Source organism: Streptomyces phaeochromogenes (assembly GCF_001418655.1).
Taxonomy (GTDB): Bacteria; Actinomycetota; Actinomycetes; order Streptomycetales; family Streptomycetaceae; genus Streptomyces; species Streptomyces phaeochromogenes.
On record NZ_LIQZ01000182.1, the window covers coordinates 69,745 to 93,143 of the forward strand.

General features: G+C 71.0%; 21 protein-coding genes. 13 read left to right on the top strand and 8 right to left on the bottom strand.

Features of this window, described 5'->3' with window-relative positions:
• Positions 1-16: 16 nt before the first annotated feature.
• Positions 17-796, top strand: coding sequence for an ABC transporter permease (locus AOK17_RS24780; RefSeq protein ID WP_055614777.1), 780 nt, complete (start codon positions 17-19; stop codon positions 794-796).
• A gap of 35 nt (positions 797-831) precedes the next feature.
• A complete protein-coding gene (locus AOK17_RS24785) occupies positions 832-1,638 on the top strand; it encodes an ABC transporter ATP-binding protein (protein WP_055614751.1) in 807 nt (268 codons plus the stop codon).
• Positions 1,639-1,652: 14 nt separating this feature from the next.
• Here the strand turns inward: AOK17_RS24785 and AOK17_RS24790 are convergent, their stop codons facing one another.
• Complete coding sequence (locus AOK17_RS24790; protein WP_055614752.1) at positions 1,653-2,309, bottom strand: MmyB family transcriptional regulator; 657 nt, start codon at positions 2,307-2,309, stop codon at positions 1,653-1,655.
• 277 nt (positions 2,310-2,586) lie between these two features.
• On the opposite strand from AOK17_RS24790, the gene AOK17_RS24795 reads away from it, so the two are divergent.
• Genes AOK17_RS24795 through AOK17_RS24810 form a run of 4 tightly spaced genes read left to right on the top strand, consistent with a single transcriptional unit; the run spans position 2,587 to position 6,485 of the window.
• Positions 2,587-3,243, top strand: a complete 657-nt coding sequence (locus AOK17_RS24795; protein WP_055614778.1) for a helix-turn-helix domain-containing protein — start codon at positions 2,587-2,589, stop codon at positions 3,241-3,243.
• A gap of 31 nt (positions 3,244-3,274) precedes the next feature.
• Positions 3,275-3,805: a hypothetical protein gene (locus AOK17_RS24800; RefSeq protein WP_055614753.1), complete on the top strand. Its 531-nt coding sequence runs from the start codon at positions 3,275-3,277 to the stop codon at positions 3,803-3,805.
• A 15-nt stretch (positions 3,806-3,820) separates the two neighbouring features.
• Positions 3,821-5,065, top strand: a complete 1,245-nt coding sequence (locus AOK17_RS24805) for an MAB_1171c family putative transporter (protein WP_055614754.1) — start codon at positions 3,821-3,823, stop codon at positions 5,063-5,065.
• On the top strand, positions 5,049-6,485 hold the full coding sequence (locus tag AOK17_RS24810) for an NAD(P)/FAD-dependent oxidoreductase (RefSeq protein ID WP_055614755.1): 1,437 nt from the start codon (positions 5,049-5,051) through the stop codon (positions 6,483-6,485). The genes AOK17_RS24805 and AOK17_RS24810 overlap by 17 nt, the downstream gene beginning before the upstream one ends.
• A gap of 34 nt (positions 6,486-6,519) precedes the next feature.
• On the opposite strand, the gene AOK17_RS24815 is transcribed toward AOK17_RS24810, so the two are convergent.
• Complete coding sequence (locus tag AOK17_RS24815; RefSeq protein ID WP_055614756.1) at positions 6,520-7,563, bottom strand: alpha/beta fold hydrolase; 1,044 nt, start codon at positions 7,561-7,563, stop codon at positions 6,520-6,522.
• Between the two features lie 241 nt (positions 7,564-7,804).
• Here AOK17_RS24815 and AOK17_RS24820 point away from each other — a divergent pair, with 241 nt between their 5' ends.
• Complete coding sequence (locus AOK17_RS24820) at positions 7,805-8,032, top strand: hypothetical protein (protein WP_055614757.1); 228 nt, start codon at positions 7,805-7,807, stop codon at positions 8,030-8,032.
• A 51-nt stretch (positions 8,033-8,083) separates the two neighbouring features.
• Here the strand turns inward: AOK17_RS24820 and AOK17_RS24825 are convergent, their stop codons facing one another.
• Both AOK17_RS24825 and AOK17_RS24830 read right to left on the bottom strand, forming a co-directional pair.
• Positions 8,084-8,782: a 4'-phosphopantetheinyl transferase family protein gene (locus tag AOK17_RS24825; protein WP_055614758.1), complete on the bottom strand. Its 699-nt coding sequence runs from the start codon at positions 8,780-8,782 to the stop codon at positions 8,084-8,086.
• Positions 8,730-9,635, bottom strand: coding sequence for a metallophosphoesterase family protein (locus AOK17_RS24830; protein ID WP_055614759.1), 906 nt, complete (start codon positions 9,633-9,635; stop codon positions 8,730-8,732). The genes AOK17_RS24825 and AOK17_RS24830 overlap by 53 nt, the downstream gene beginning before the upstream one ends.
• Positions 9,636-9,859: 224 nt before the next feature.
• Here AOK17_RS24830 and AOK17_RS24835 point away from each other — a divergent pair, with 224 nt between their 5' ends.
• From AOK17_RS24835 to AOK17_RS24855, 5 genes are all read left to right on the top strand, one after another.
• On the top strand, positions 9,860-11,806 hold the full coding sequence (locus tag AOK17_RS24835) for an HAD-IIIC family phosphatase (protein ID WP_055614760.1): 1,947 nt from the start codon (positions 9,860-9,862) through the stop codon (positions 11,804-11,806).
• Positions 11,803-12,030 (top strand): phosphopantetheine-binding protein, encoded by a 228-nt coding sequence (locus AOK17_RS24840; RefSeq protein ID WP_055614761.1) that lies wholly within the window; start codon positions 11,803-11,805, stop codon positions 12,028-12,030. The genes AOK17_RS24835 and AOK17_RS24840 overlap by 4 nt, the downstream gene beginning before the upstream one ends.
• Positions 12,027-12,791: a 2-oxo acid dehydrogenase subunit E2 gene (locus tag AOK17_RS24845; protein ID WP_055614762.1), complete on the top strand. Its 765-nt coding sequence runs from the start codon at positions 12,027-12,029 to the stop codon at positions 12,789-12,791. Before AOK17_RS24840 ends, AOK17_RS24845 begins: the two co-directional genes overlap by 4 nt.
• Positions 12,792-12,992: 201 nt before the next feature.
• Entirely contained in the window at positions 12,993-14,174 is a 1,182-nt protein-coding gene (locus AOK17_RS24850; RefSeq protein ID WP_055614763.1) for an ATP-grasp domain-containing protein, read from the top strand.
• A 62-nt stretch (positions 14,175-14,236) separates the two neighbouring features.
• On the top strand, positions 14,237-15,910 hold the full coding sequence (locus tag AOK17_RS24855) for a carbohydrate binding domain-containing protein (protein ID WP_055614764.1): 1,674 nt from the start codon (positions 14,237-14,239) through the stop codon (positions 15,908-15,910).
• 28 nt (positions 15,911-15,938) lie between these two features.
• Here the strand turns inward: AOK17_RS24855 and AOK17_RS24860 are convergent, their stop codons facing one another.
• From AOK17_RS24860 to AOK17_RS24875, 4 genes are all read right to left on the bottom strand, one after another.
• Complete coding sequence (locus AOK17_RS24860; protein WP_245697336.1) at positions 15,939-16,811, bottom strand: sulfotransferase family protein; 873 nt, start codon at positions 16,809-16,811, stop codon at positions 15,939-15,941.
• 171 nt (positions 16,812-16,982) lie between these two features.
• Positions 16,983-20,036 carry an alpha-mannosidase gene (locus AOK17_RS24865; protein ID WP_055614765.1) on the bottom strand — a complete coding sequence of 1,018 codons (3,054 nt, stop codon included), beginning with the start codon at positions 20,034-20,036 and terminating at the stop codon, positions 16,983-16,985.
• A 29-nt stretch (positions 20,037-20,065) separates the two neighbouring features.
• Positions 20,066-21,403 carry a 6-phospho-beta-glucosidase gene (locus tag AOK17_RS24870; protein ID WP_055614766.1) on the bottom strand — a complete coding sequence of 446 codons (1,338 nt, stop codon included), beginning with the start codon at positions 21,401-21,403 and terminating at the stop codon, positions 20,066-20,068.
• Between the two features lie 70 nt (positions 21,404-21,473).
• Positions 21,474-22,223 carry a DeoR/GlpR family DNA-binding transcription regulator gene (locus tag AOK17_RS24875; RefSeq protein WP_055614767.1) on the bottom strand — a complete coding sequence of 250 codons (750 nt, stop codon included), beginning with the start codon at positions 22,221-22,223 and terminating at the stop codon, positions 21,474-21,476.
• A gap of 148 nt (positions 22,224-22,371) precedes the next feature.
• Here AOK17_RS24875 and AOK17_RS24880 point away from each other — a divergent pair.
• Positions 22,372-23,399 (top strand): carbohydrate kinase family protein (locus AOK17_RS24880; protein ID WP_055614768.1); only part of this gene is annotated, 1,028 nt, incomplete at its 3' end.

The window sequence follows — 23,399 nt, forward strand, 5'->3', positions numbered from 1 at the left end:
CGGGGTGAACGGTGGTGTGAGGGGCGTCCTGCTGCGGGTGTTCTTCGTCGTCGCGCTGCCCGCGCTGCTGGTCGCGGGGTGGTGGGTCGCCTCGGACGACAGCACCGACGTCTACTGGCCGCCGCTGCGCACGATCCTCACCACCTTCCCGGACGTGTGGACGGGCGACCGGTGGCGCGACGACGTGCTGCCGAGCGTGCTGCGATTGAGCGCCGGTTACGCGTGCGCGGCCGTCGCGGGCGTGGCGATCGGCACGGTCATCGGCTCGTACCGCCGGGTGCGGGCCGTGTGCGAGCCGGTCCTTGAGTTCCTGCGCGCGGTGCCGCCGCCCGTTCTCGTGCCGGTCATCATGCTGTTCGCCGGCATCGGGGACACGATGAAGATCGCCGTGATCGCGAGCGGCTGTGTCTGGCCGATCCTCCTCAACACCGTGGAGGGCGTCCGGGCGGTCGACTCCGTGATGTCGGAGACGGCCCGCTCGTACGGCATCACGGGCGTCGCGCGGCTGCGGCACGTGGTGCTGCGCTCGGCGAGCCCGCAGATCTTCGCGGGGCTGCGGCAGGCCCTGTCCATCGGCATCATCCTGATGGTCATCAGCGAGATGTTCGCCGCGAGCAACGGGCTCGGCTTCACCATCGTCCAGTTCCAGCGCGGCTTCGCCATCCCCGACATGTGGACCGGGATCCTGCTGCTCGGGCTGCTCGGTTTTGTGCTGTCGGTCGCCTTCCGGCTGGTCGAGCGGCGGGTGCTCGGCTGGTACCACGGCTTGCGCGACGTCTCCCGGCGGTCGTCGTGAACCTCTCGAACGTGAACCTTGCGAAAGGGCGCTCCATGCTCGACGTACGCGGCCTCCAGAAAGTCTACGAGGGGTCGGGCCGCCGGGTGGAGGCGGTGCGCGACCTCACCTTCACGGTCGAGGCCGGCGAACTGGTGTGTCTCGTCGGCCCGTCGGGCTGCGGCAAGACGACGCTGCTGAAGTGCGTGGGCGGGCTGCTGACGCCGACAGCCGGTGAGGTGTTCCTCGGAGGTGAGCGGGTGACCGGGCCGCCGCCCGGGATGGCGGTCGTCTTCCAGGAGTACGGTCGCAGCCTCTTCCCCTGGATGCGGGTCCGCGAGAACGTCGAACTCCCCCTCAAGCAGAAGAAACTGCCGAGCGCGCGGCGTCGTGAGCTGGTCGCCGACGCGCTGGAGTCGGTCGGTCTCACCGACGCGGCGGGCGCGTACCCGTGGCAGCTGTCGGGCGGCATGCAGCAGCGGGTGGCGATCGCCCGCGCGCTCGCGTACGAGCCCGATGTGCTGCTCATGGACGAGCCGTTCGCGGCGGTGGACGCGCAGACCCGCGCCGAACTGGAGGACCTGGTCCGGGGGTTGTGGCGGCAGCGGGGCATCACGATCCTCTTCGTGACGCACGACATCGACGAGGCGGTGTATCTCGGCGAGCGGGTGCTGATCCTGTCCTCCTCCCCGACGGTCGTCCAGGAACAGCTGAAGGTCGATCTCCCGGCCGAGCGCGACCAGTTGCACACCCGGGTGGCCCCGCGCTTCGCGGAACTGCGGACCCATGTGTACGAGCAGATCCAGGCGGCGAAGCGCGGGACACCGGTCGACCGTGTGGTGAAGGACCAACGGCTTCCGTGACGAGACGAGGGCGGCTACACCTCCGCGGTGGGCACCACGCTCAGATGACTCGACGCGCGTCGCGTACGCCGCGCGGGCGCGCGGCGGGCCTCGCGCAGGACCAGGGTCAGTCGCGTATAGCCCATGCCCTGAAGGGTCTTGGTGGTCTCACCGACGATGCGGCAGTCCGTACGGCCCCAGCGCGGGTCGGGGTGCAGTAACGGCCGCACCGCGCCGTCGTGCTCGACGGCGTCCGGGCCGACCGAGCGGATCCAGTGCGGCAGGCCGTGCCGGTAGGCGGCGTCCATGATCGGGTCCTGGGCGATGTCCCGGAGGATCGACTGGAGTCCGTGGTCGTGGCCGTGCCGCTCGACGGCGGCGGCGAAGTGCGCCAGCATCGGCAGACACCAGCTCGACTCGTGCTCGCCGAGGACCGTGCCCGCGTCCGGATGGAACAGGACGAACCGGAGGAAGTTGTCCCCCGGCATGGCCGTGGGGTGCGGGCCGACACCGCGGAAAAGTGTCTCGAACGCACCGTTCGCCAGGACGACGTCCCAGCGGTGGTCGACGACGACGGAAGGAAAGGTCACGGCCTCCAGAAGCGCTGCATAGTCCTGGAGATACGCCTGGGCCTCACGACTCTCGGGGGCTGGTCGCGGCTGTGGCCGGGACCCTCCTGCCTGGTATGCCATCGGGAGGTCCACCCCTCTTGCCTATGCGGCCCTATCGCGGCGTCGTGATCCTGCTACCCCTGGCCGAGCGGTGTCAACTATCGTGGCATTTGACGCCCGTTGACGGCTGAATCCCGCCACAGTTGTGGCGAGACCTGGATGTGAGTTCGACCAAAGGGCTACTCTCCGGTCTTCGGGCGGTTCACTCCGCACTTCCGGAATTCCCACAGGGGCTTCACGTCCGAGGAATCCGGTTCGGACCAGAGCGGTCGACAAGAGACGTAGGAGAGAAGTGTCGGTGACGGATGGCTTCGAGGTTCCGGGCGCCACGGCGACGGGTCTGCTGCCGGCCGTCGTGGCCCGAGTCACCGGGCTGGCCGACCGGCTCGGCGCGCCGCACGACGAGGTGTTCGACGTCCGGCGGCTGTCCGCGGCCTCCGGAGTCCCCGAGGTCGTGGTCAGATCCCTGCTCAACGGGCGGCCCGCGGGCGAGCCCGATCTCCAGGCCCGCTTCCTGCAACGGCTCGACCTGCTGCGCCGCACGCGGCTGAAGCCTGGTGGCCGCCGGTACACCCAGCAGGAGATCGCCGACGGCGCCGGAATGTCGCGCCAGCAGGCGGGCGCCCTCATCAACGGCGACCGGCGCCCCACGATGGAGCACTGCGACGCCATCCAGCGGTTCTTCCGGGTGCACGCCGGATTCCTCACCGCGGAGGACCCCGAGGCGCTCGCGGGCGCCCTCCAGCACACGGAGCAGGAGCTGCTGCAGCGGCTCGCCGACCGGGAGCGCGAGGCGGTGGCTGCCGCCCACGATCCGCTGGAGCGGCTGCTGCAGGACCACGGCGTCCGCGGCATCGCCTGGCGGGCCGCACAGCTGCCCACCGACCAGCACCGGGACAAGGTCGCCGAGTGGCTGGACATGCTCCTGGAGAGCGTCAAGCGGCCCGAGTCGTGATCCGGGGGATTCTGTGGGCATAGGAAAGGACATGCGCCGTCTGTGCGGCGAGTTGGTCGACGAGCTCTCACTGCCGGCACCGGCGGAGCCCGCCGATCTGTACGCCGCGCTGTGCGACGCCATGAGCAGACGGCGCGGACGCCCGGTGCAGTTCCGTACGGCCGCGTTCCCGCCGGGCACCGCCAGCGGGCTCTGGCTCGACATGGCCGACCAGGACCTCGTGGTCGTCGAGGAACGCACCGCGCCCGACCACCAGTTGGTGATCCTCGGCCATGAGCTGTGGCACATGAACGCCGGGCACTGCAGTCACCACGTGGAGGGCGCGGCCGTCGCCGCCCGCATGCTGTCGGACGACGCCGACCTCCAGGCGACCGTCCTGAAGGTGGCGGCCCGCACCCGGTCGGACCTGGCCGACGAGAAGGACGCGGAGAGTTTTGGGTTGTTGCTGGCGAGCAAGTGCCGGGTGTGGCTTGCGGGTTCGTCGCTGCGCGGACCCGTACGGCGTGACGGCCTCGCCGGCCGGATCGAGGCCACCCTGGGCTATCGCGGGCCGCAGGGCTGAGGGCGCCGGAACACCGTGGACGGGTCCAGCTACTACATACCCGCCGTCGCCATGACGGCGGCCCTCATGGTCAAGGCGCCCGCGCTGTCGCGGTCCTGGCGCGACCCGCTGCTGCGCTCGGTGTGCACGCTGATGGCGCTGGCCGGGCTGGTGTTCTTCTTCGCGGCCCCGCCGACCATCGGTGAGGTCAACGACGTCATCGGGATCACGAACGTCTCGGCACCGCTGGTCTACTGCCTGTTGAGCGCTTTCAGCGCCGCCTGTCTGGTGCTGATCGTCAACTGGCGTGGCGGGCCGCCGGAGTCGACCCGCCGGGTGTCGCGCCGCTGGATCATCGGCTACAGCGTCGTGATCGTGGCGCTGGTCGTGCTGTTCGTCCTCGGCGACGCTCCGGTGGAGCGGCTGGTGGACTTCGACACGTACTACGCCAACGAGCCGTTCGTCCGCGAGATGATCGTGCTCTATCTCGCGGCGCTGACCGTCTCGGGTGTCGGGATGAGCGTCATGTGCGGGCGCTGGGCACTTCAGGTGCAGGGGTGGCTGCGGGCCGGTCTGCTGATCATCGTGGCCGGCTATCTGTTCAACATCGCCTATCTGACCACCAAGTTCACCGCGGTGATCGCCCGCTGGAACGGCGCGAACCTCGACTACCTCAGCTCCGACGCGGCGCCCGTACTCGCTTCCACCGGGGTCCAGATCAGCGCGATCGGCTTCTGTTTCCCCCTGGCCTGCCAGCGGGTCGGCGACACCTGGTCCACCTGGTCGACGTACCGCCGTCTCGGCCCGCTGTGGCACGAACTGAAGCCCCTCTCGCCGCACGCGGCCCACGGCGTACGGATGTCCTGGTGGTCCCCGGCCGAACTCCAGGTCACCCAGCGGGAGTCGGACATCCACGACGGCATGCTCAGCCTGTATCCCTACTTCGACACCGCGGTGCGCGCGAGCGCCTACGACGCGGCGCTCGCGGCGGGCTCCGATCCCGCCCAGGCGCAGGCCGAGGCCGACGCGGCGATGGTGACGGCAGCGGTGCGGGCGCGGGCCGCCGACCCGGACGGCAGGGTCATCGACTCTGCGGAGGCGGCGGCCAATGCCCCGGCCTCCGCCCCCTCGCCCGCCGCCGCCTCTCCGTTCAGGTCCACCGAGGGACCGCGCGACCTCGTGCGGATGTCCATCGCGCTGCGTCAGTCCCCCGTCGTCGCGGCTGCCCGAGGGCAGTACGCGACCAGGTCAGAGAGCGACTTCCATGAGCGAACCAACTAGCGCCAAACCGGGAACAGCCCCCAGACGTGCCGTCGTGATCGGCGGTGGAATGGCCGGCATGCTGGCCGCCGCCGCGCTCAGCGAGTACGCCGACGTCACCGTCGTCGAGCGCGATGTGCTGCCGGACGGGCCCGAGCCGCGCAAGGGGCTCCCCCAGGCACGTCACGTCCACGTCGTGTGGTCCGGCGGTGCCCGCGCGATGGAGGAGCTGCTGCCCGGCGTCACCGACGGATGGCTCGCCGCCGGTGCCCGCCGCATCTCGCTGCCTACGGGTCTTGTCTCCATGCAGCCGCGGGGCTGGTTCCGCCGGTGGCCCGAGATGCAGTTCATGATCGCCTGCAGCCGTGACCTCCTCGACTGGGTGGTACGGGAGCGGGTCGCGCGCAACACCCGCGTCACCGTGCTGCCGCGTACCGAGCTGCTGGGTCTGGAGGGCGACGCGCGGCGCGTGACCGGTGTGCGGGTCCGTACGGTGGGGGGCGAGGAGAGCGTCCTGGCGGCCGATCTGGTCGTGGACGCCGCCGGGCGGGGTTCACGGGCGATCAAATGGCTCGACGAGTTGGGTGTGTCCCCGGCCCCGATGGAGGAGGTCGACTCCGGGCTCGCGTACGCCAGCCGGATCTTCCGGGCGCCCGAGGGCACCGAGGACTACCCCCTGGTGAACGTGCAGTCGGACGCGCGGCAGCCGGTCCCCGGGCAGACGACGACCATCGTGCCGATCGAGGGCGGCCGCTGGCTGGTGACCCTTTCGGGCACGCGGGGCGGTCAGCCCACCGGATCCGCCGAGGAGTTCGAGACGTTCGCCCGCGGGGTCAGGCATCCGGTCGTGGGCGAGCTCATCGCCCACGCGGAGCCCCTGTCGGACGTCTTCGTCACCCGCAGCACCGTGAACCGCCGCCACCTGTTCGAGAAGGTCAAGGACTGGCCCGAGGGTCTCGTCGCGATCGGTGACTCGGTCGCCACGTACAACCCGGTCTACGGGCACGGGCTCTCGGTGGCCGCGCAGGGTGCCGTGGCGCTGCGGGAGCTCGTGGCCGAGTACGGGATCGCCACGCCCGGGCTGGCCAGGCGTGCGCAGCGCGCCGTGGCGCGGCCGGTCGCCACCGCCTGGGACCTGGCCACCGGCACCGACATCCTCTACCCCGACGCGATCGGCGAGCAGCCGGGCCTCACGGACAAGCTCCTGGGCCGCTACATCGACCGCCTTATGCTCACCGCGACCGCCCGCCCGCTGGTCACCCAGGCGTTCTTCGACGTGGTGACGCTGTCCAAGCCCCTCAGCGCGCTGGTCCAGCCTGCCGTCTTCATCGCGGTGCTCAGGGGCCCCCGCCGGACGCCCCTCGCCGACCCGCCACTGTCGGACAAGGAACGGGAAGCGGTCCTCGGCGCACCGGAGCCTTCGGGGGCACGGGAGGGCTGACGGGGGCCGTCCCGAGGCGCGGCCCGCGCGGCGGTCACGTGGCGCTGCGTTCGCTCGCCTCCCTCAAGTCCCGCTCCAGCGCCCTGCTGCGGGCGGTGTCCGGCCGGCCCGCGGCGGTGCCGGGGCGGCCGGCGCGCAGGAGGTCGCTCCAGTGTTCGCGGCTCCAGTCGGCGGGGCTGGTGGTGCCGGTGAACTCCTCGACGAGGGAGAGGAAGCGGGCGGGGTCGCTGTGGAAGGGGAAGTGCCCGGCGCCCTCGAAGATCTCCAGGCGGCTGCCGGGCATCGCCTCGTGCGCCCCGTACGCGTGCCGTACGGGGACCACGCTGTCGCGGTCGCCCCACATCAGCATCGTCGGCATGCCCTGGGTGAGGTAGCAGCGGTCGAGCATCGTCACGACCTGGCCGCGCCAGTCGACCACCGCCCGCAGCGTACGGATGAACGCGCTGCGCGAGGTCGCGTCGGGCAGGGCGTCCACGAGGGTCAGCAGCTCAGGGGCGTCCTGGCCCAGGTCGGTGTCGAGGAGCCTCATCAGATGGGCGACCAGCCCCACCTGGATCCGCATCCCGGGCAGCCGCAGCGCGGCCAGGGCCAGGTCGGCGCCGGGCAGCGAGACCGCCCGCAGGACCGGGTTCACCTCGCGGCCCACGCCGCCGGCGCTGACCAGGATCAGCCGCTCGGTGCGCTCGGGGAACTGGTATGCGAACTGCATCGCGACACCGCCGCCCAGCGAGTGCCCGATCAGCGTGGCCTGCTCGATGCCGAGGGTGGAGAGCAGATCGCGCAGCCCGTTGGCGTACGCGGCCACCGAGTAGTCGGCCCGGGGCTTGTCCGAGGCGCCGTGGCCGAGCAGGTCGGGGGCGATCACCGTGTGGGTGCGGGCGAGATCGGGGATGAGCTCGGCCCAGGTCGCCGAGGAGTCGCCGATGCCGTGGATCAGGACGAGTGCCGGGCCCTCGCCGGCCATGCGGTAGGCGCGGCGGTAGCCGTGCACCACGCGGTGGTGCAGCCGCAGCTCTCCATCGCCCACCGGGCGCAGCCGCGCGGTGGGCCTCGGGTGCTGTCGCGGGACGTCGGCCACGGGTTCGCCTCCCCTCAGCGGGCCGCCGGGAGTACGGCTCCAGGCCCTGGCTTCCAGCGTAGGACCCTTGTCCGACAAGGGATTTCCGTGATGTTTCCCCTCCGCTAACCGGGCGAACCGACGCGTACCAAAAGGGCATTGTCAGTGGCGGACGGCAAGCTGGACCCAGCGCCACCGCTGTGCGGGGGCGAGTGAACCGCCACAAGCGCTGCAGCCGAGCCGAACCGGGGAGAGCCGTCCGATGCCGACCGCCGTACTGACCGATCACGAACGCACCGCCGTGCAGGCCTATCTGCGCCTGTTGCAGACGGTCCGGGCCGCCATGGACGGCCCTCCCGGCACGGGCCGACCACCCGTCGTGCCGCCCGCCGCCCTCGCGGAGGCGGAGCGCGCGCTGGCCGCGGCGGGGCTCACGGGCAACGAGGAGGCGTTCTTCCGCCTGCTGCACACCTGGTGCCCGGAGGTCTGATGAGCCACCGTCAGCCCTTCGACGAAGGAAGGACGAAGGGGACGCGCGCGCTCAGTCCTGCGCGTGCGGCACGGTCACCGCGGTCGCCACGAGTCCCCGGCGTACCGTCCAGCGGCCCTCGAAGTGCCCGATCCGCCGGCCGTCGACCACCGGCCCGGGCACGAGGAGCCGGGCACGGAGGCCTCCTGACGTGGTGTGTCCGGGATCCATGAAGACGTCGATGTCCGCCTCGGAGAAGTCGAGCCACTTCCGGGTGAGGGGGAACCACGCCTTGTAGACCGACTCCTTGGCGCTGAACAGGAGCCGGTCCCAGTGGACGCCGGGGTGCTGCTCGGCGAGGCCGCGCAGCCGCCGGTCCTCGTCGGGCAGCGCCACGGACGCCAGCACGTTGTCCGGGAGCGGCAGATGCGGCTCCGCGTCGATGCCGAGCGAGGCCAGATCGGTGGCGCGGGCCAGCGCCGCGGCGGCGTAGCCCTCGCAGTGCGTCATGCTGCCGATCAGCCCGGCGGGCCACTGCGGTGCTCCCCGCTCACCGGGCAGCACGGCCTGCGGGGGCACGCCGAGCTTCTCCATGGCGTGCCGGGCACAGGCACGTACGACGGTGAACTCGCGGCGCCGTTTCTCGACGGCGCGCGAGATCAGCGCCTGTTCCTCGGGGTAGAGCTCGGGGTACGGCGTCGTGCCGCCGGGCCGCTCGTCACCGTGTGCCTCCACGGCCACGACCGACTCCGGGAGCAGCTCCTCGATCACCGGATCCGACCTCCATCGGCAGAATGCGGCGCAGCTTGCCCGGCGGTTCCGAGCGCTTGCGCCACTCGCGCGGGTAACCCACCGACACCTCTTCGAAGCGGACGCCGTCGAGCCAGGTGGTGCGGGGAATGTGCAGGTGACCGTAGACCATGGCCGCGACGCGGTACGTGCGGTGCCAGTCCGCGGTGAGCCGGGTGCCGCACCACATGGCGAACTCCGGGTACCAGAGGACCTCTGTCGGGTGGCGGTCCAGCGGGTAGTGGTTGACCAGGACCGTCGGCAGTTCGGCGGGGATCTCCGCGAGCCTGCGCTCCGTCTCGGCCACCCGGGCCCGGCACCAGTCCTCCCGGCTCGGGTACGGGTCGGGGTGCAGGAAGTGCTCGTCCGTGCAGACGACGCCGGTCCCGTGGGCGTACGTGAGCCCCTCTTCCTTGGTCGCGCAGCCCGCGGGCAGGAACGAGTAGTCGTAGAGGAGGAAGAGCGGCGCGACGGCGACCGGTCCGCCGGGGCACTCCCACACGGGGTACGGGTCTTCCGGGGTCGTCACTCCCAGCTCGCGGCAGACTTCCACGAGGTGTTCGTAGCGGGCCACGCCGCGCAGGGTGACGGTGTCCTTGGGGTGGGTCCACAGCTCGTGGTTGCCGGGTGCCCAGATGACCTTGCGGAAGCGGGAGGCGAGCGTTTCGAGGGCCCAGCGGATGTCGGCCACCGTCTCCGCGACGTCGCCGGCCACCAGGAGCCAGTCGTCGTCGGTCTCGGGGCGCATCTGCTCGACGAGGGCGCGGTTCTCGGCGTATCCGATGTGCAGGTCGCTGATGGCCAGCAGCCGGCCCTGACGGTCAGCCGTCGTCACCCTCGCCCCCTCCGTGGACCGGAGACGCCCCTCGGCGTGCCCGGATGGGACCACAAGAACACATGCCGCCTCCACGGTACAAGAGCGGCTTTAGCCGCCCCGCCGACGATGTGGCTGCGGCCGGCTTCTTGGGTGCGGGTCCGTTGTGGTTGCTCGCGCTCCGCGGCGGAGCCGCAGATGTCAGCGTCCCGCGCCCCTACGGGGCGCCGAGTCCGAGGAGAGCTATGACAGGGGCGTCCCGCTCCGAACGTCCGGTGGAGAGCGGGCCTTCGACGTTGCTCGATCTGCACCGTGAAGGGCGGCTCGTCCGTGAGTACCCCAGTGTTCGGCGGCTGCTCTGCGGGGCCTCGGACGCCGAACTCGCCCGGGCCGGGCAGCTGTTGGCGCGGCTCGATCCGGACGAGGTGCTGGCGGAGCATCCGGCCGTGCCGGTCGTGAGCGTCGCCGTCACCGGGCACGGCACGCTGGCACCGCTGCTGCCGTCGCTGACCGTCGAACTGGCCCGCCACGGGCTGCTGTTGAGGCCGCACCTCGCGGATTTCGACGCGTACGTCTTCGACCTCGCCGACCCGGGCGGTGAGCTGTACCGGGCCGATCTGGCCCTCTGTGTGCTCGACCCGATGGTGGTCTTCGACGAGGTTCCGGTGCCGTGGGGGCCCGAGGACGTGGAGCGGGTGGCGCGGGAGCGGATCGGGACGCTGGCGGGGCTGGTCGCGCGGTTCGCGGAGTCCGCGCGCGGGACGCTCGTCCTCAACACCCTGCCGCTGCCGAGGAGGTTCACCGCGCAACTCGTCGATCACCGGTCGCGGGCGCGGCTCGGGGCGGTGTGGCGGGAGGCCAACGCGCGGCTGCTGCGGCTGGCCGAGGAGCACGAGCGGGTCGTCGTCCTCGACCTCGATCCGCTGGCCGGCGAGGGCGTGCCCGTGGTCGAGCCGCGGCTGAGCCAGTACACCAGGACGCACCTCTCCCCCGCCCTGCTCGCCGCGTACGCCCGTGAGATCGGGCACCTGGCCCGGCATCGGGCCGGACAGGGCAAGAAGGCCCTCGTCCTGGATCTGGACGGCACGCTGTGGGGCGGGATCCTCGGCGAGGACGGCCCGGACGGCATCGAGATCGGAGCCGACGGCACGCACCGCGGCGGGGCCCATCACGCGTTCCAGCGGGTGGTCGGACAACTCGCCGCGCAGGGCGTGCTGTTGGCCGCCGTCAGCAAGAACGACCCCGAACCGGTCGGCGAGGTCCTGCGCGGGCATCCCGGCATGTTCCTGCGCGAGGACGACTTCGTCCGGGTCGTCGCCAACTGGCGGCCCAAGCACGACAACCTCGCCGAACTCGCCAAGGATCTCAACCTGGGCGTGGACAGCTTCGTGTTCGTGGACGACAGCCCGTACGAGTGCGGGCTCGTCCGCCACGAGCTGCCAGGGGTCTCCGTCGTCCCCGTGAACGGCGAACCGGCCCTGCACATCGAGGCGTTGCTGCGCGACGGCTGGTTCGACACGCCGGAGCTGACCCGCGAGGACGTCACGCGGGTCGCCCAGTACCGCGACGAGCTGGTCCGCAAGGACTTCCTCGACGGCTTCGACTCCCTGAACGAGTATCTGCGGCAGCTGCGGGTCGAGGTCCACCTCGTCGAGGCCGGCCCCGCCGAGGTGGCCCGGCTCTCCCAACTGACGCTGCGAACCAACCAGTTCAACCAGACGACCCTGCGGCTGGGGCCCGCCGAGGTGAGCGCCCTCCTCGACGATCCGGCGGCGCGTGTCCTCGCCGTCCGTGCCGCCGACCGCTTCGGGGACAGCGGCGTCGTCGGCGCGGTGTTCACGCACCGGCACGGCGACACCGTCCACATCGACAACTTCCTGCTCAGCTGCCGGGTGTTCTCCCGAGGCATCGAGCAGACCGCGCTCTGTGCCGTGCTGCGACACGCCCGCGCGCACGGCGCCCGGGCGGTGCGCGCGAACTACCGGGCCACACCGAAGAACACCAAGGTCAAGGACTTCTACCCGAGGAACGGCTTCGTCCGGGTCGCGGACGAGAACACGACACTCACCCACCCGACGGCCGCCTGCCGGAGCGACGGCACGACCGTGACGTACGAGCACGGCCTCGGGGTCCTGCCCGTGCCGCCCGTGCACGTCCACTTCACCGAGATCCCGGGAGACGACGGCTCGTGAACTCCATCGACGACTTCCTCATCCTCCTCCAGGACGACCTGGGCCTGCCGGTGACCGGCGCGGACGTCGGCGCGGGGCTCGACCGGGTGCCCGGCTGGGACTCCGTGCACCTGCTCTCGCTCCTCGCGCTCCTGGAGCGTACGACCGGCCGTGCGCTGCCTCTGGCCCAGGCTCTGGAGGCCGGCAGCCTGGAGGAGATCTACACGCTGGCGGTGGCCCCGTGAGGATCTCACCCGTGGCGCGCGAGCGCCGCCACACCCTGGCCTTCCTCGACGGCATCCGGTCCTTCGCGCCGGTGTTCCTCGGTACGTCGGTCGACATGGGCAACGTACGGGAGCACCGCGCCGGGCAGCCGTCGGGGCGCCGGATCTCCACGGTCACGTACGTGCTCCATGTGGCCGCGCGGGTGCTGGCCGCGCACCCCGAGGCGAACGCCGCGCTCCGGGGCCGGTCCAGGGTCGCCCGCTACGACGGTGTGCACGGCAAGTTCACGCTCGACCGCACCCTGGGCGGTCGCCGGGTGGTGCTGTCGGCCGTGCTGCCGGACCTGGAGCGGGCCGGGCTCGGTGAGATCCAGGAGCGCGTCGACCACTTCCGCGACGGTGACCCCGCGACGATGCCGGAGTTCGCCGGCGTCCGCGCGCTCCAGCGGCTGCCCGGGCCACTGCGCACCCTCGCCTACCGTGCGGCGACCCGTCCCCTGCGCAGGCGGGCCTCGACGACGGGCACGTTCGCGGTGAGTTCGCTCGGCCACCGCCCCGTGGAGGCGTTCCACTCCGTCGGCGGGACCACGATCACGCTGGGGCTCGGCGCGACCGCCGACCGGCCCGCGGTCCGTGACGGGAGGGTCGTCGTCGCTCCGGTGCTGCCGCTGAGCCTCACCTTCGACCACCGTGTGATCGACGGGGCCGAGGCGGCGGACGTGCTCGCGGAGATCAAGGAGGGCCTGGAGTCCTTCAAGGGGCGCGGGGTCCAGGGGGCCTGACGTGCCTCAGGAGCACCGGCGGGCCCGTCCGGGGATTCTGTAACACGCACGTAGCAGCGAGCACGCTGCGCAGGCCCTATGATCGGCCCTACACAACCGCCACGGACTCCCGTTTTCGAACGGCGGTTTTGTGTACCCATTTACTCCTTTGCCGGGCACGGCCTGCTTCGTCGTGCCCGCGAACCCTGAAAGGCGGCCTGCATGGTCTCTCGCGTACGCGTCTGGCTCAACCGCACGTACGCGGAGAACGTGTTCTTCATGGATCAGCTACGGCGAAATCCGTGCGGCCGGGCCGTCGAGATCCACGCCACCCACGGCGACGCCGACTCCCCCATCCTCGCCGCCGCCGACGCGGCCGCGCTGGAGCCGGAGGGGCTGTCCCCGGCGGCCTACGTCGAGTACGCGCTCGACCAGTGCGCCCGGCACTCCATCGACGTGTTCGTGCCGGTCCTGCACCAGGCGACCCTCGTCGAGCACCGCGAGGAGTTCGCCGCGGTCGGTACGGCGCTGCTCGCGCCTCCCGCGGAGGCCGTGCACACCTTCCAGGACAAGGTGATCGCGTACGAGGCGGTCGAGAAGCTCGGCATTCCGGCACCGCCGTGGTGGCGGGTGCGGACCGCGGAGGAGCTGGTCACGGCGGTCGACGCGCTGGAGGCCGACGGCTACAAGGCGTGCTTCAAGCCGGCCTCCGGGGCGGGCGGCGTCGGTTTCCGCATCATCACGCGGACCCCCTTCTCCCTGATGCACCTCAACGGCTTCCCCAGCCCGTACGTGCCGCTGGACATGGTCGTCGAGGCGCTGGAGCAGGCCGACGAGCCGGTGGACTGGCTGGTCATGCCGCGTCTGGAGCAGCCGGAGGTGTCCGTGGACTGCCTGACCGGTCCGGACGGGCGGGTACGGATGGCCGTTGGCCGGACCAAGAACGGCCGGCGGCGCGGCTTCACGCTCGACCCCCAGTGGATCGAGCCGTCCCGGCTGCTCGCGGAGTCGTTCGGGCTGCACTATCTGACGAACATTCAGTTCCGGATGCTCGGCGACGAGCCGGTCCTCATGGACGTGAACACGCGCCCGGCCGGCGGCCTGCACCAGCTCTCGCAGTGCGGCATCAACGCCCCCTGGGCGGCGGTGCGGTTGGCGCTCGGCGAGGAGCCCGGCGACGTGGTCCCGCCGTTCCTCGGCCAGGACTACACCGTGGTCGCGGGACCGCGTGCGGTACGGCCGGTGTCGCTGCCGCAGCAGCGCGCGGAGCTGGACCTCCCCGTCCCCCCGGCCGCGCCGACGACCGCCGCGGAGCCCGCCGCCGACGCGCACTCGGAGCAGACCACTCAGGCGTCTCATCCGGCCCAGGCGGCACAGACTTCGGACAGCCCCTTGACAGTCTGATTGGTCCATACCAACTTGGTGAGCGTGCAACTCCCGTACCCCCATACGTTCAGGGAGATCACGTGCGCCTCAGACGTTCCAGAAACCGATTCCTCGCGCTGCTCGCTTCGGCCGCCCTGGCACTCGCCGGGGCGGTCGCCCTGCCCGGCACCGCCCAGGCGGCGAACCTGCTGTCCAACCCCGGCTTCGAGTCGGGGAGCCTCTCCCCCTGGTCCTGCTCGGGCAACCTCGGCTCGATCGTGTCGAGCCCGGTCCACGGGGGCACCAAGGCCCTTGCCGGCGCGGCGAGTTCGAGTGACATCGCCAAGTGCAGCCAGACCGTGTCGGTCCAGCCGAACACCGCGTACCGCCTGACGGGCTGGGTGCGCGGCAGCTACGCCTACCTGGGCGTGGACGGCGGGGCGTCGACCTGGACCCAGTCCCCCTCCGCCTACAGCCAGTTGACCGTGCCGTTCACCACCGGCGCGTCGCAGACGAGCGCGACGATCTACACGCACGGCTGGTACGCGCAGGGCACCTACCAGGCCGACGACATCAGCCTCGACGGTCCTGGCGGCGGCTCGGACACCCAGGCGCCGACGGCCCCCTCGGCCCTGCGCTCCACCGGGAAGACCTCGTCGAGCGTGTCGCTGGCGTGGAACGCGTCGAGCGACAACGTGGGCGTCACCGCGTACGACATCTACAGCGGTGCGAACCAGGTGCTCAGTGTCTCCGGGACGAGTGCCACGGTCAGCGGGCTCTCACCGAGCACCGCGTACACGTTCACCGTGCGGGCCCGGGACGCGGCCGGGAACCGGTCGGCCGCCTCCAACTCCCTTGCTGTCACTACCGATCCGGGCGGTGGCGGGGGTACCGGCTTCAAGCAGGCCGCGCCCTATCTGTACCTCGGCTGGGGCGACCCGCCGAGTGCCCCGTCGGTGATGAACTCGACCGGCGTGAAGTGGTTCACGATGGCGTTCATCCTGTCCTCGGGCGGCTGCAACCCGGCCTGGGACGGGTCGCGTCCGCTGACCGGCGGCAACGACCAGTCCGTCATCAACTCGATCCGCTCGGCGGGCGGCGACATCGTCCCGTCCATCGGTGGCTGGAGCGGCAACAAGCTGGGGCCGAACTGCTCGACACCGGAGGCGCTCGCGGGCGCGTACCAGAAGGTGATCGACGCGTACGGGCTGAAGGCGATCGACGTCGACATCGAGAACACCGACGAGTTCGAGAACGAGGTCGTCCAGGACCGGATCCTCAACGCCCTGAAGATCGTCAAGCAGAACAACCCGGGGCTGCGGACGATCATCACCTTCGGCACGTCGACGACCGGCCCGAGCTACTGGGGCAACCGGCTCATCGAGCGGGCCTCGGCACTGAACGCCAACATCGACGTCTTCACCATCATGCCGTTCGACTTCGGCGGCGGCGCCGACATGTACGGCAACACGGTGAACGCGACGGAGGGGCTGAAGACCAAGCTCAAGTCGGTCTTCGGCTGGGACGACGCCACGGCCTACGCGCACATCGGCATCTCCGGCATGAACGGTCTCAGTGACCAGCAAGAGCTCACCTCGCCGGCGACCTGGACGCAGATCCGCGACTGGGCGAACTCCCACCACATCGCCCGCCTCGCCTTCTGGTCGGTCAACCGCGACCGGCCGTGCCCCGGCGGCGGCGTGGTCAGCAACTGCTCCGGCATCAGCCAGAGCAACTGGCAGTTCACGTCGATCACGGCGGGCTTCACCGGCTGACGCCGACGTCCGCCGAGGGGGTGCCCGGTCACTCGACCGGGTACCCCCACGCCTTTGCCAACTCGACCAGGCGCGGCGGCAGTTGGGCCGTCGGGTCGGCCGGGCGGGCCTGCTGGATGCGGCCCGATCTGATCGTGGGGCTCCAGTCGCCGAGCTGCGGACGGAAGTCGCCGTGGTCCTTGTCGCCGTAGTCGAGCATCGTGCTCTCCCAGGGGACACCGAGGTACTCGCACAGGCCGCGGGTGGTGCGCTCCGGGTGCGCGGTGAGGTCCTCGTACGTCATCACGTGGGCGTCGAGGGTGCGGCGGGCCTCGTCCAGCTTCTCGCTGTAGTCGAGGACCTCGGCCCGGATCTGTTCGTGGTCCGGGTCGGTGCGGCGGTCGGTGAGCGAGGCGACGACCGCACCCGGGTGGCGGAGCAGCACGATGTAGCGGGCGCCCGGCCAACATCGGTGCAGGCGCGGCCACATGAGGGTGTTCGGCGGGGTCTTGTCGACGATGATCTGCTTGCCGCTGCGGGCGAGTTCCAGGTGCAGCACCCGGTCCCACAGCACATGCTCCAGCTCGTCCTTGTCGAGTTCGAGCGCCTTCATGGCGTCGGCGGTGAAGTCGCGCGACAGGTTGATGTGCAGGGTGCGCAGATGCATCTCGTGCGGGGCGCGGATCCTGCTGTGGCTGTTCAGCAGGACCCTCAGGAGGGTCGAGCCCGAGCGCACGGAGGAGAGGACGAAGACCGGCGAGTCCACCAGCCGCGGGGCGGGCGGAGCGGTGTACGAGTCCCCGTCGGTCCTGGGCGCGGGCATGGCGTCGAGGCTCCGGCGCGGCGGGCTCACCGCCTGTGCCATCAGCCTTCCCCTGCGCCTCAGCCCTTTGCCGATCGCGGACATTCGCGGGTCTCGCACGGTGACACCTTTCTCTCGCACTGCCCCACATCAGAGGGGCGACGGGCGAACTCCAGGTGTCGTGCAGGGAACGGGCACTGGTCACGGCGGGCGATGGACCCGCCGTGACCAGGCGTCTTACCGCTTCCTTAATTCTTCATGGGAAGCGTGGTCACTTCATGGGCAGCGTGGTCACCTGTTCCCCACAGCCAGTCGCAGCGTCTGGATCTCGAAGGGCCGCAGGGTGACGGACACACTGTCGCCGTCCGTCTCCGCGCTGGTCAGCGGGCGTTCCAGGAGATCGGTGAGCTGGGCACCCGCGAGCGGGAAACCCGTGCGCAGGGTGCCCTGTGCCCGGCCGCCGAGGGACTCGTAGACGCGTACGACGACATCGCCCGAGGCGTCGTCGGCGAGCTTGACCGACTCGATGGTCACGCCCCCGCCGCCGTCCACGGACACCACCGGTTCGGGGGTGCCCGCCGAGTCCGCCACCCGCAGCGGCAGGTTGAGCGAGTAGCCCTCGGCGACCGCGTCCTCGATGGTCGCGCCGGGCAGCAGCGCATAGGTGAAGCGGTGCTTGCCCTGGTCGGCCTCGGGGTCCGGGATGCGCGGGGCGCGGACCAGGCTGAGGTGGACCGTGGTGGTCGTACCGCCGTCCTCGCGGACCGTGCGGGTGACGTCGTGGCCGTAGGTGGAGTCGTTGATGACCGCGACGCCGTAGCCCGGTTCGCCGATGTGGACCCAGCGGTGGCCGGAGACCTCGAAGCGGGCGGACTCCCAGCTGGTGTTGGTGTGCGTGGGCCGCTGGATGTGGCCGAACGCGATCTCGGCGGACGAGTGGGCGGCCCGGACGTCCACCGGGAAGCCGGCCTTGAGGAACTTCTCGGCCTCGTGCCAGTCGATGTCCGTCTCGAAGTCGATACGGGGGCTGCCTGCACGGAGGCTGATCGTCTGGGTGATGCGCGAGCCCTTGCCGAAGGAGCGCTCCACGCGGATCGCGCCCAGCAGCGGGTCCTCCTCGACCACGGTCACCGACTCGGCGTCCAGCAGGTCCGTGTAGCGGTTCTTGTAGTGCTTGTCGACGTCCCACGCGTCCCAGTAGTTCGGGAGATCCGTGTGCAGCCGGAGCAGGTTGCCCGTGTCGGCGAGAACCTCACGGCCGCCGACGCGCAGATCGCGTACGGAGGCCAGGGTGCCGTCCTCCGCCACCTCGACGCGGACCAGGCCGTTGTCGAGGACGCGGCCGGTGACCGTCACCGGCTCGGGTGCGTCGCCGGTGCCGAGGGGTGCGCTGCCGTTCGCGGGGACGACGGTGTGGGCGAGGGTGCCGTCGGCGGTCCGTACGACCTCCCGGCGCTCGACCGGGCTGGTGTTGAAGACGCGGGTGCCGCCCGTGCCGAGTGCGGTGACCGCCTCGGCGGTCAGCTCCTCGACCTCCTTGGCGACGCGCGCGTACTCGGCCTCCGCCTCGCGGTGCACCCAGGCGATCGACGAGCCGGGCAGGATGTCGTGGAACTGGTGGAGCAGGACCGTCTTCCAGAGCCGGTCGAGCTTCTCGTGCGGGTAGGAGTAGCCGGGTGCGTGCAGCGCGGCCGTCGTGGCCCACAACTCGGCCTCGCGGAGCCTGTGTTCGCTGCGGCGGTTGCCCTGCTTGGTGCGGGCCTGCGAGGTGTAGGTGGCGCGGTGCAGCTCCAGGTAGAGCTCGCCGACCCAGACCGGGGCGTCCGGGTACTCCTCGCGGGCCTTGGCGAAGAAGTCGTCGGGGTGCTCGACAACGACCTTCGGCGAACCCTCCAGGTCGGCGAGCCTGCGCGCCCGTTCCATGATCTCGCGGGTGGGGCCGCCGCCGCCGTCGCCCCAGCCGAAGGGGGCCAGCGAGCGCGTGGCCGCGCCCTTCTCCTGGTAGTTGCGGGTGGCGCGGGCCATCTCCTCGCCGCTGAAGCGGGCGTTGTAGGTGTCGACGGGCGGGAAGTGCGTGAAGATCCGCGTGCCGTCGATGCCCTCCCACCAGAAGGTGTGGTGCGGGAACTTGTTGGTCTGGTTCCAGGAGATCTTCTGGGTGAGGAACCACTCGTTGCCTGCCAGCTTGGCGAGCTGCGGGTAGGCCGCGGTGTAGCCGAAGGAGTCGGGCAGCCAGACGCCCTTGGTCTCGACGCCGAAGTGCTCGATGAAGAACCGCTTGCCGTGGATGAGCTGGCGGGCGACCGCCTCGCCGCCGGGCAGGTTGCCGTCGGCCTCGACCCACATGCCGCCGACCGGCGCCCACTGGCCCTTCTTGACCGACTCCTGGATGCGGGCCCAGACCTTCGGGTAGTTGTCGCGCACCCACTCGTACTGCTGGGCCTGCGAGCAGGCGAAGATGAAGTCGTCGTACTCGTCGGCGAGCGAGGTGACGTTCGAGAAGGTGCGGGACGTCTTGCGCTTGGTCTCGCGGATCGGCCAGAGCCAGGCGGAGTCGATGTGCGCGTGGCCGACGCCGGAGACGATGTGGGCGCTGGCGTTGGCGGGCTTGGACAGCGCGGGCTTCAGCGCGGCCCGTACGTCCGCCGCCGTGCCGGAGACGTCGTCGAGGTCCAGCAGGTCCAGGGCCCGGTCCAGGGTGTGCATGATCTCGTGCCGGCGCGGGTCGTGCTCGCCCAGTTCCAGCATCAGTTCGCGCAGCACCTGGACGTCGAGGTCGAGGTGCCAGACCTCCTCGTCGAGGACGGCGATGTCGGCGCGCTGGAAGGTGTAGATCGGCTTGTCGCCCGCGGTGAGCTTGTCGCCCATGGGCGTGATCTTGGAGAAGTTGTCGGCGAGGATGTCCGGGTTGGAGGCCGCCTCGACCAGGTAGTCGATCCGCTCGCCGCCGACGGCGGGGTTGGCGATCGCCACGTACTGGTTGAGCGGGTTGACCGCCTTGAGCGGGGTGCCGTCCGTGAGGTGGACGAGCGCCTCGGCCTGATTGCCCGGCCAGTCGCCGATGAAGCCGAGGTCGATGACGGCCTCGACGCGCTTGCCGGCCCACTCGGCGGGCACTTGCCCGCTCATCCGGAACCAGGTGGTGCCCCAGGGCGGGCCCCAGGGAGTGTCCATCGCGAAGGGCTCGTACGAGGCGGACGCGGCCTCCTCGAAGGGGACGGGCTCGCCCGGAGCCTGCCAGGCCTCGACCTCGAAGGGTACGGAGGCGGCGTAGATCGCGGTCTTGATGCGCTGGTCGTGTACGCGCTGGACGCGCTCTTCGATCCGGCGGCGTTCGTCGTGCATCTCAAGTCTCCAGGTAGCGGGGAAAGCGCTTACTCAAGGTACGCCAAGCCGGGATGGGCCCCGGTGTATCCGTCGACCAGCCTGCGGGCGACGTTCACGGAATCGACGAGCGGGTGCAGGGCGAAGGCCTTCACGGCCGTCGCGCGGGAACTCGACTCGGCGGCGGCGAGCACCTCGCGCTCCACGGCCTTGACCGCGCAGACGAGGCCGGTCGCGTGGTCCGGGAGCGGGGCGACGGCGACGGGGTGGGCGCCGTTGGCGTCGACGAGGCAGGGCACCTCGATGACGGCGTCCGCGTCGAGCACCGAGAGGGTGCCCTGGTTGCGGACGTTGAGGATCAGCGTGGTGCGCTCGTCGCGGGCGATGGCCCGCATCAGGGCGAGCGCCACCTTCTCGTAGCCGCCGGAGAGGTCGTCGGCGTCACGCTCGCCCGCGCCCGCCGTCTCCCGGTTCTCCGACATGTACGTGGCCTCGCGCTCGGCGCGCGTACGGTCCCAGGCGGTGAGGGCGGCGGCGTCCGGGCGCTTCATCTCCTCGTAGAAGTGCTCCTGCTGGTCGCGGAGGAACGCGCCGCGGGTCTTCTCGGCCTCGCTGTAGGCCCGGACCGCTTCCCGGTTGAAGTAGTAGTAGTGCAGGTACTCGTTCGGGATCGCGCCGAGCGACTGGAGCCACTCGGTACCGAAGAGCTTGCCCTCCTCGAAGGAGCCGAGGAGGTCCGGGTCGGCGAGCAGCCGCGGGAGCTCGTCGCGTCCGGCGACGTGCAGGCCGCGGACCCAGCCGAGGTGGTTGAGGCCGACGTAGTCGATCCAGGCCTCGCGCGGGTTGGCGCCGAGCACGCGGGCGATCCGGCGGCCGAGGCCGACCGGCGAGTCGCAGATGCCGATGACGCGGTCGCCGAGGTGCCGGGACATGGCCTCGGTGACCAGCCCCGCCGGGTTGGTGAAGTTGATGAGCCAGGCGTCGGGCGCGAGCCGGGCCACACGCCGGGCGATGTCGACGGCGACGGGCACCGTGCGCAGCCCGTACGCGATGCCGCCGGCGCCGACCGTCTCCTGGCCGAGGACGCCCTGGTCGAGGGCGACCCGCTCGTCGGCCGCACGGCCTTCGAGGCCGCCGACGCGGATCGCGGAGAAGATGAAGTCGGCGCCGCGCAGCGCTTCGTCGAGATCGGTGGTGGCGGTCACGGTCGGTGCGTCGGGGACGTCCGCCGCCTGCTCGGCGAGGACGCGGGCGACGGCGGAGAGCCGTCCCGCGTCCAGGTCGTGCAGCACGACGTCGGTGACGCGGCCCTCGCCGCGGTCCCCGAGGAGCGCCCCGTACACGAGCGGCACGCGGAATCCGCCGCCGCCCAGAATCGTCAGCTTCACGCAACTGCCCTTTCGATGTTCGTCGAGGACCTTGAGCTCCTCGATGTCCGCGAACCGGCGCGCACGCCGTTCACGTCAGCACCACGCGCACACCCGCCTCCTCCAGGGCGGACCGCGTCCCGGCGTCCGCCGGTCCGTTGGTCACCACCACGTCCAGTTCCTCGGGCCCGCAGACCTTGGCCATGCCCGTACCCGGGAACTTGGCGCGGTCGGCGAGCAGGACGACCCGCTCGGCCGCCTTGATCATGGCCCGCTTGACCGGCACCTCGACGACCGTCGTGTCCATCACCTGCCCGCCGGGGCGCACTCCACTGGTGCCGAGGAAGAGCCAGTCCGCGTGCAGCTGACGCAGGTTGTCCTCGGTGAGGAAGCCGACCAGTGAGCGGTACTCGCGGCGGACCATGCCGCCGAGCAGCACCAGTTCGATGCCCTCGTCGTCCACCAGCTCCTCGTAGACCACGAGGTTGCTGGTGATCACGGTGATCCGGCGGCCGTGCAGCTGCCGGGCCAGCCGGTACGCGGTGGTGCCGATGTCGAGCAGCACCGACTGGCCGTCCTCGACCATCGCGGCGGCACGCTCGGCTATGGCGTCCTTCTCGGCCACGCGCACCTCGGCGACCTCTGCGAAGGGCTGGTCGCCCTCCTCGGCGACCGCCCCGCCGTGCACGCGGGTGAGCAGCCCCTCCTCCTCCAGTTTGAGCAGGTCACGCCTGACTGTGGCGGGGCTCACACCCAGCTGCTCCGAGAGGTCGGTGACGGCTGCGGGGCCCCCGTTTCGCAGGGCCCGCAGGATGAGTTGATGTCGTCGCTCTGCCAGCACGCGCTGAACAGTACTCGTCATTCGCAATCATTTCTATGCTCAGTTCTGCTCGACTCTTGCCAAATCAGCCTGAGGCGCGCACGATCCTGTCCACCGAAACACGATCCCGTGCATCGAAAGTGAAGAGTTTTGACGAGAGGATGCGCTCGTGGGTGACGAACGGCCCGACGCGCGGCCCGATGTGCTGCTGACCGGGCTGCTCTTCTACGACCTCGTCCTGACCGGTCTGGGCAAGCCGCCGACCCCCGGCGAGGAGATCTGGACCGACGGGATGGGCACGAGCCCGGGCGGGATAGCGAACCTGGCCGTGGCCGCGGCCCGCTACGGCCTGAAGACGTCCCTGGCCACGGTGTTCGGCGACGACTACTACGGCACCCACTGCCGTGAGGTCCTCGCGGAGCAGGAGCACATCGACCTCTCGCTCTCCCGTACCGCGGACGGCTGGCACACCCCGGTCACCGTCTCGATCGCGTACGGCCACGACCGTGCCCTTGTCACCCACGGCCAGGAACCCCCGTACTCGCAGGACGCGCTCATGGGTGACCCGCCCGCCGCGCGCACCGCCCTCGTGCACATCGAGGCCGAACCCCGCGAGTGGCTCGCCAAGGCGGCGGCGAACGGTACGAAGATCTTCGCGGACGTCGGCTGGGATCCCACCCAGCAGTGGTCCTCGGCCCTCCTCGACCAGCTCGCCCTGTGCCACGCCTTCGTCCCGAACGACACCGAGGCGATGGCGTACACCCGCACCGACACCGCGGCCGACGCGCTCTCCAAGCTCTCCGAGCTGGTGCCGGTGGCCGTGGTCACCCGCGGCGGCGACGGTGCGATCGCCGTCGACCAGACGACGGGCGAGTACGCCGACGTACCCGCCCTCGCCACCGAGGTGCTGGACGCGACGGGCGCCGGAGACGTCTTCGGCGCGAGTTTCGTCGCGGCCTCCCTCGAAGGGTGGCCCCTCGAAGAGCGGCTGCGCTTCGCGGTGCTGGCCGCCGGACTGTCCGTACGGCGGCACGGCGGGGCTCTCGCCGCGCCCGGCTGGTACGGCGTCCACCAGTGGTGGCAGTCGGTCCGGAACGCCAAGAACCCCGAGAACCGCGAGAACACCGAACTGCGGCGTGCGTACGGCTTCCTGGCCGACCGCATGCCCGCGGACCCCGGCCCGCCGGTCCCCCACGC

Excerpts from the sequence above, each read along its gene's own strand:
- AOK17_RS24850 (WP_055614763.1), top strand. The coding sequence starts at position 12,993 with ATGGTCTCTCGCGTACGCGTCTGGCTCAACCGCACGTACGCGGAGAAC.
- AOK17_RS24810 (WP_055614755.1), top strand. The coding sequence starts at position 5,049 with ATGAGCGAACCAACTAGCGCCAAACCGGGAACAGCCCCCAGACGTGCC.
- AOK17_RS24865 (WP_055614765.1), bottom strand. The coding sequence starts at position 20,036 with ATGCACGACGAACGCCGCCGGATCGAAGAGCGCGTCCAGCGCGTACAC.
- AOK17_RS24820 (WP_055614757.1), top strand. The coding sequence starts at position 7,805 with ATGCCGACCGCCGTACTGACCGATCACGAACGCACCGCCGTGCAGGCC.
- AOK17_RS24800 (WP_055614753.1), top strand. The coding sequence starts at position 3,275 with ATGCGCCGTCTGTGCGGCGAGTTGGTCGACGAGCTCTCACTGCCGGCA.
- AOK17_RS24785 (WP_055614751.1), top strand. The coding sequence starts at position 832 with ATGCTCGACGTACGCGGCCTCCAGAAAGTCTACGAGGGGTCGGGCCGC.
- AOK17_RS24790 (WP_055614752.1), bottom strand. The coding sequence starts at position 2,309 with ATGGCATACCAGGCAGGAGGGTCCCGGCCACAGCCGCGACCAGCCCCC.
- AOK17_RS24835 (WP_055614760.1), top strand. The coding sequence starts at position 9,860 with ATGACAGGGGCGTCCCGCTCCGAACGTCCGGTGGAGAGCGGGCCTTCG.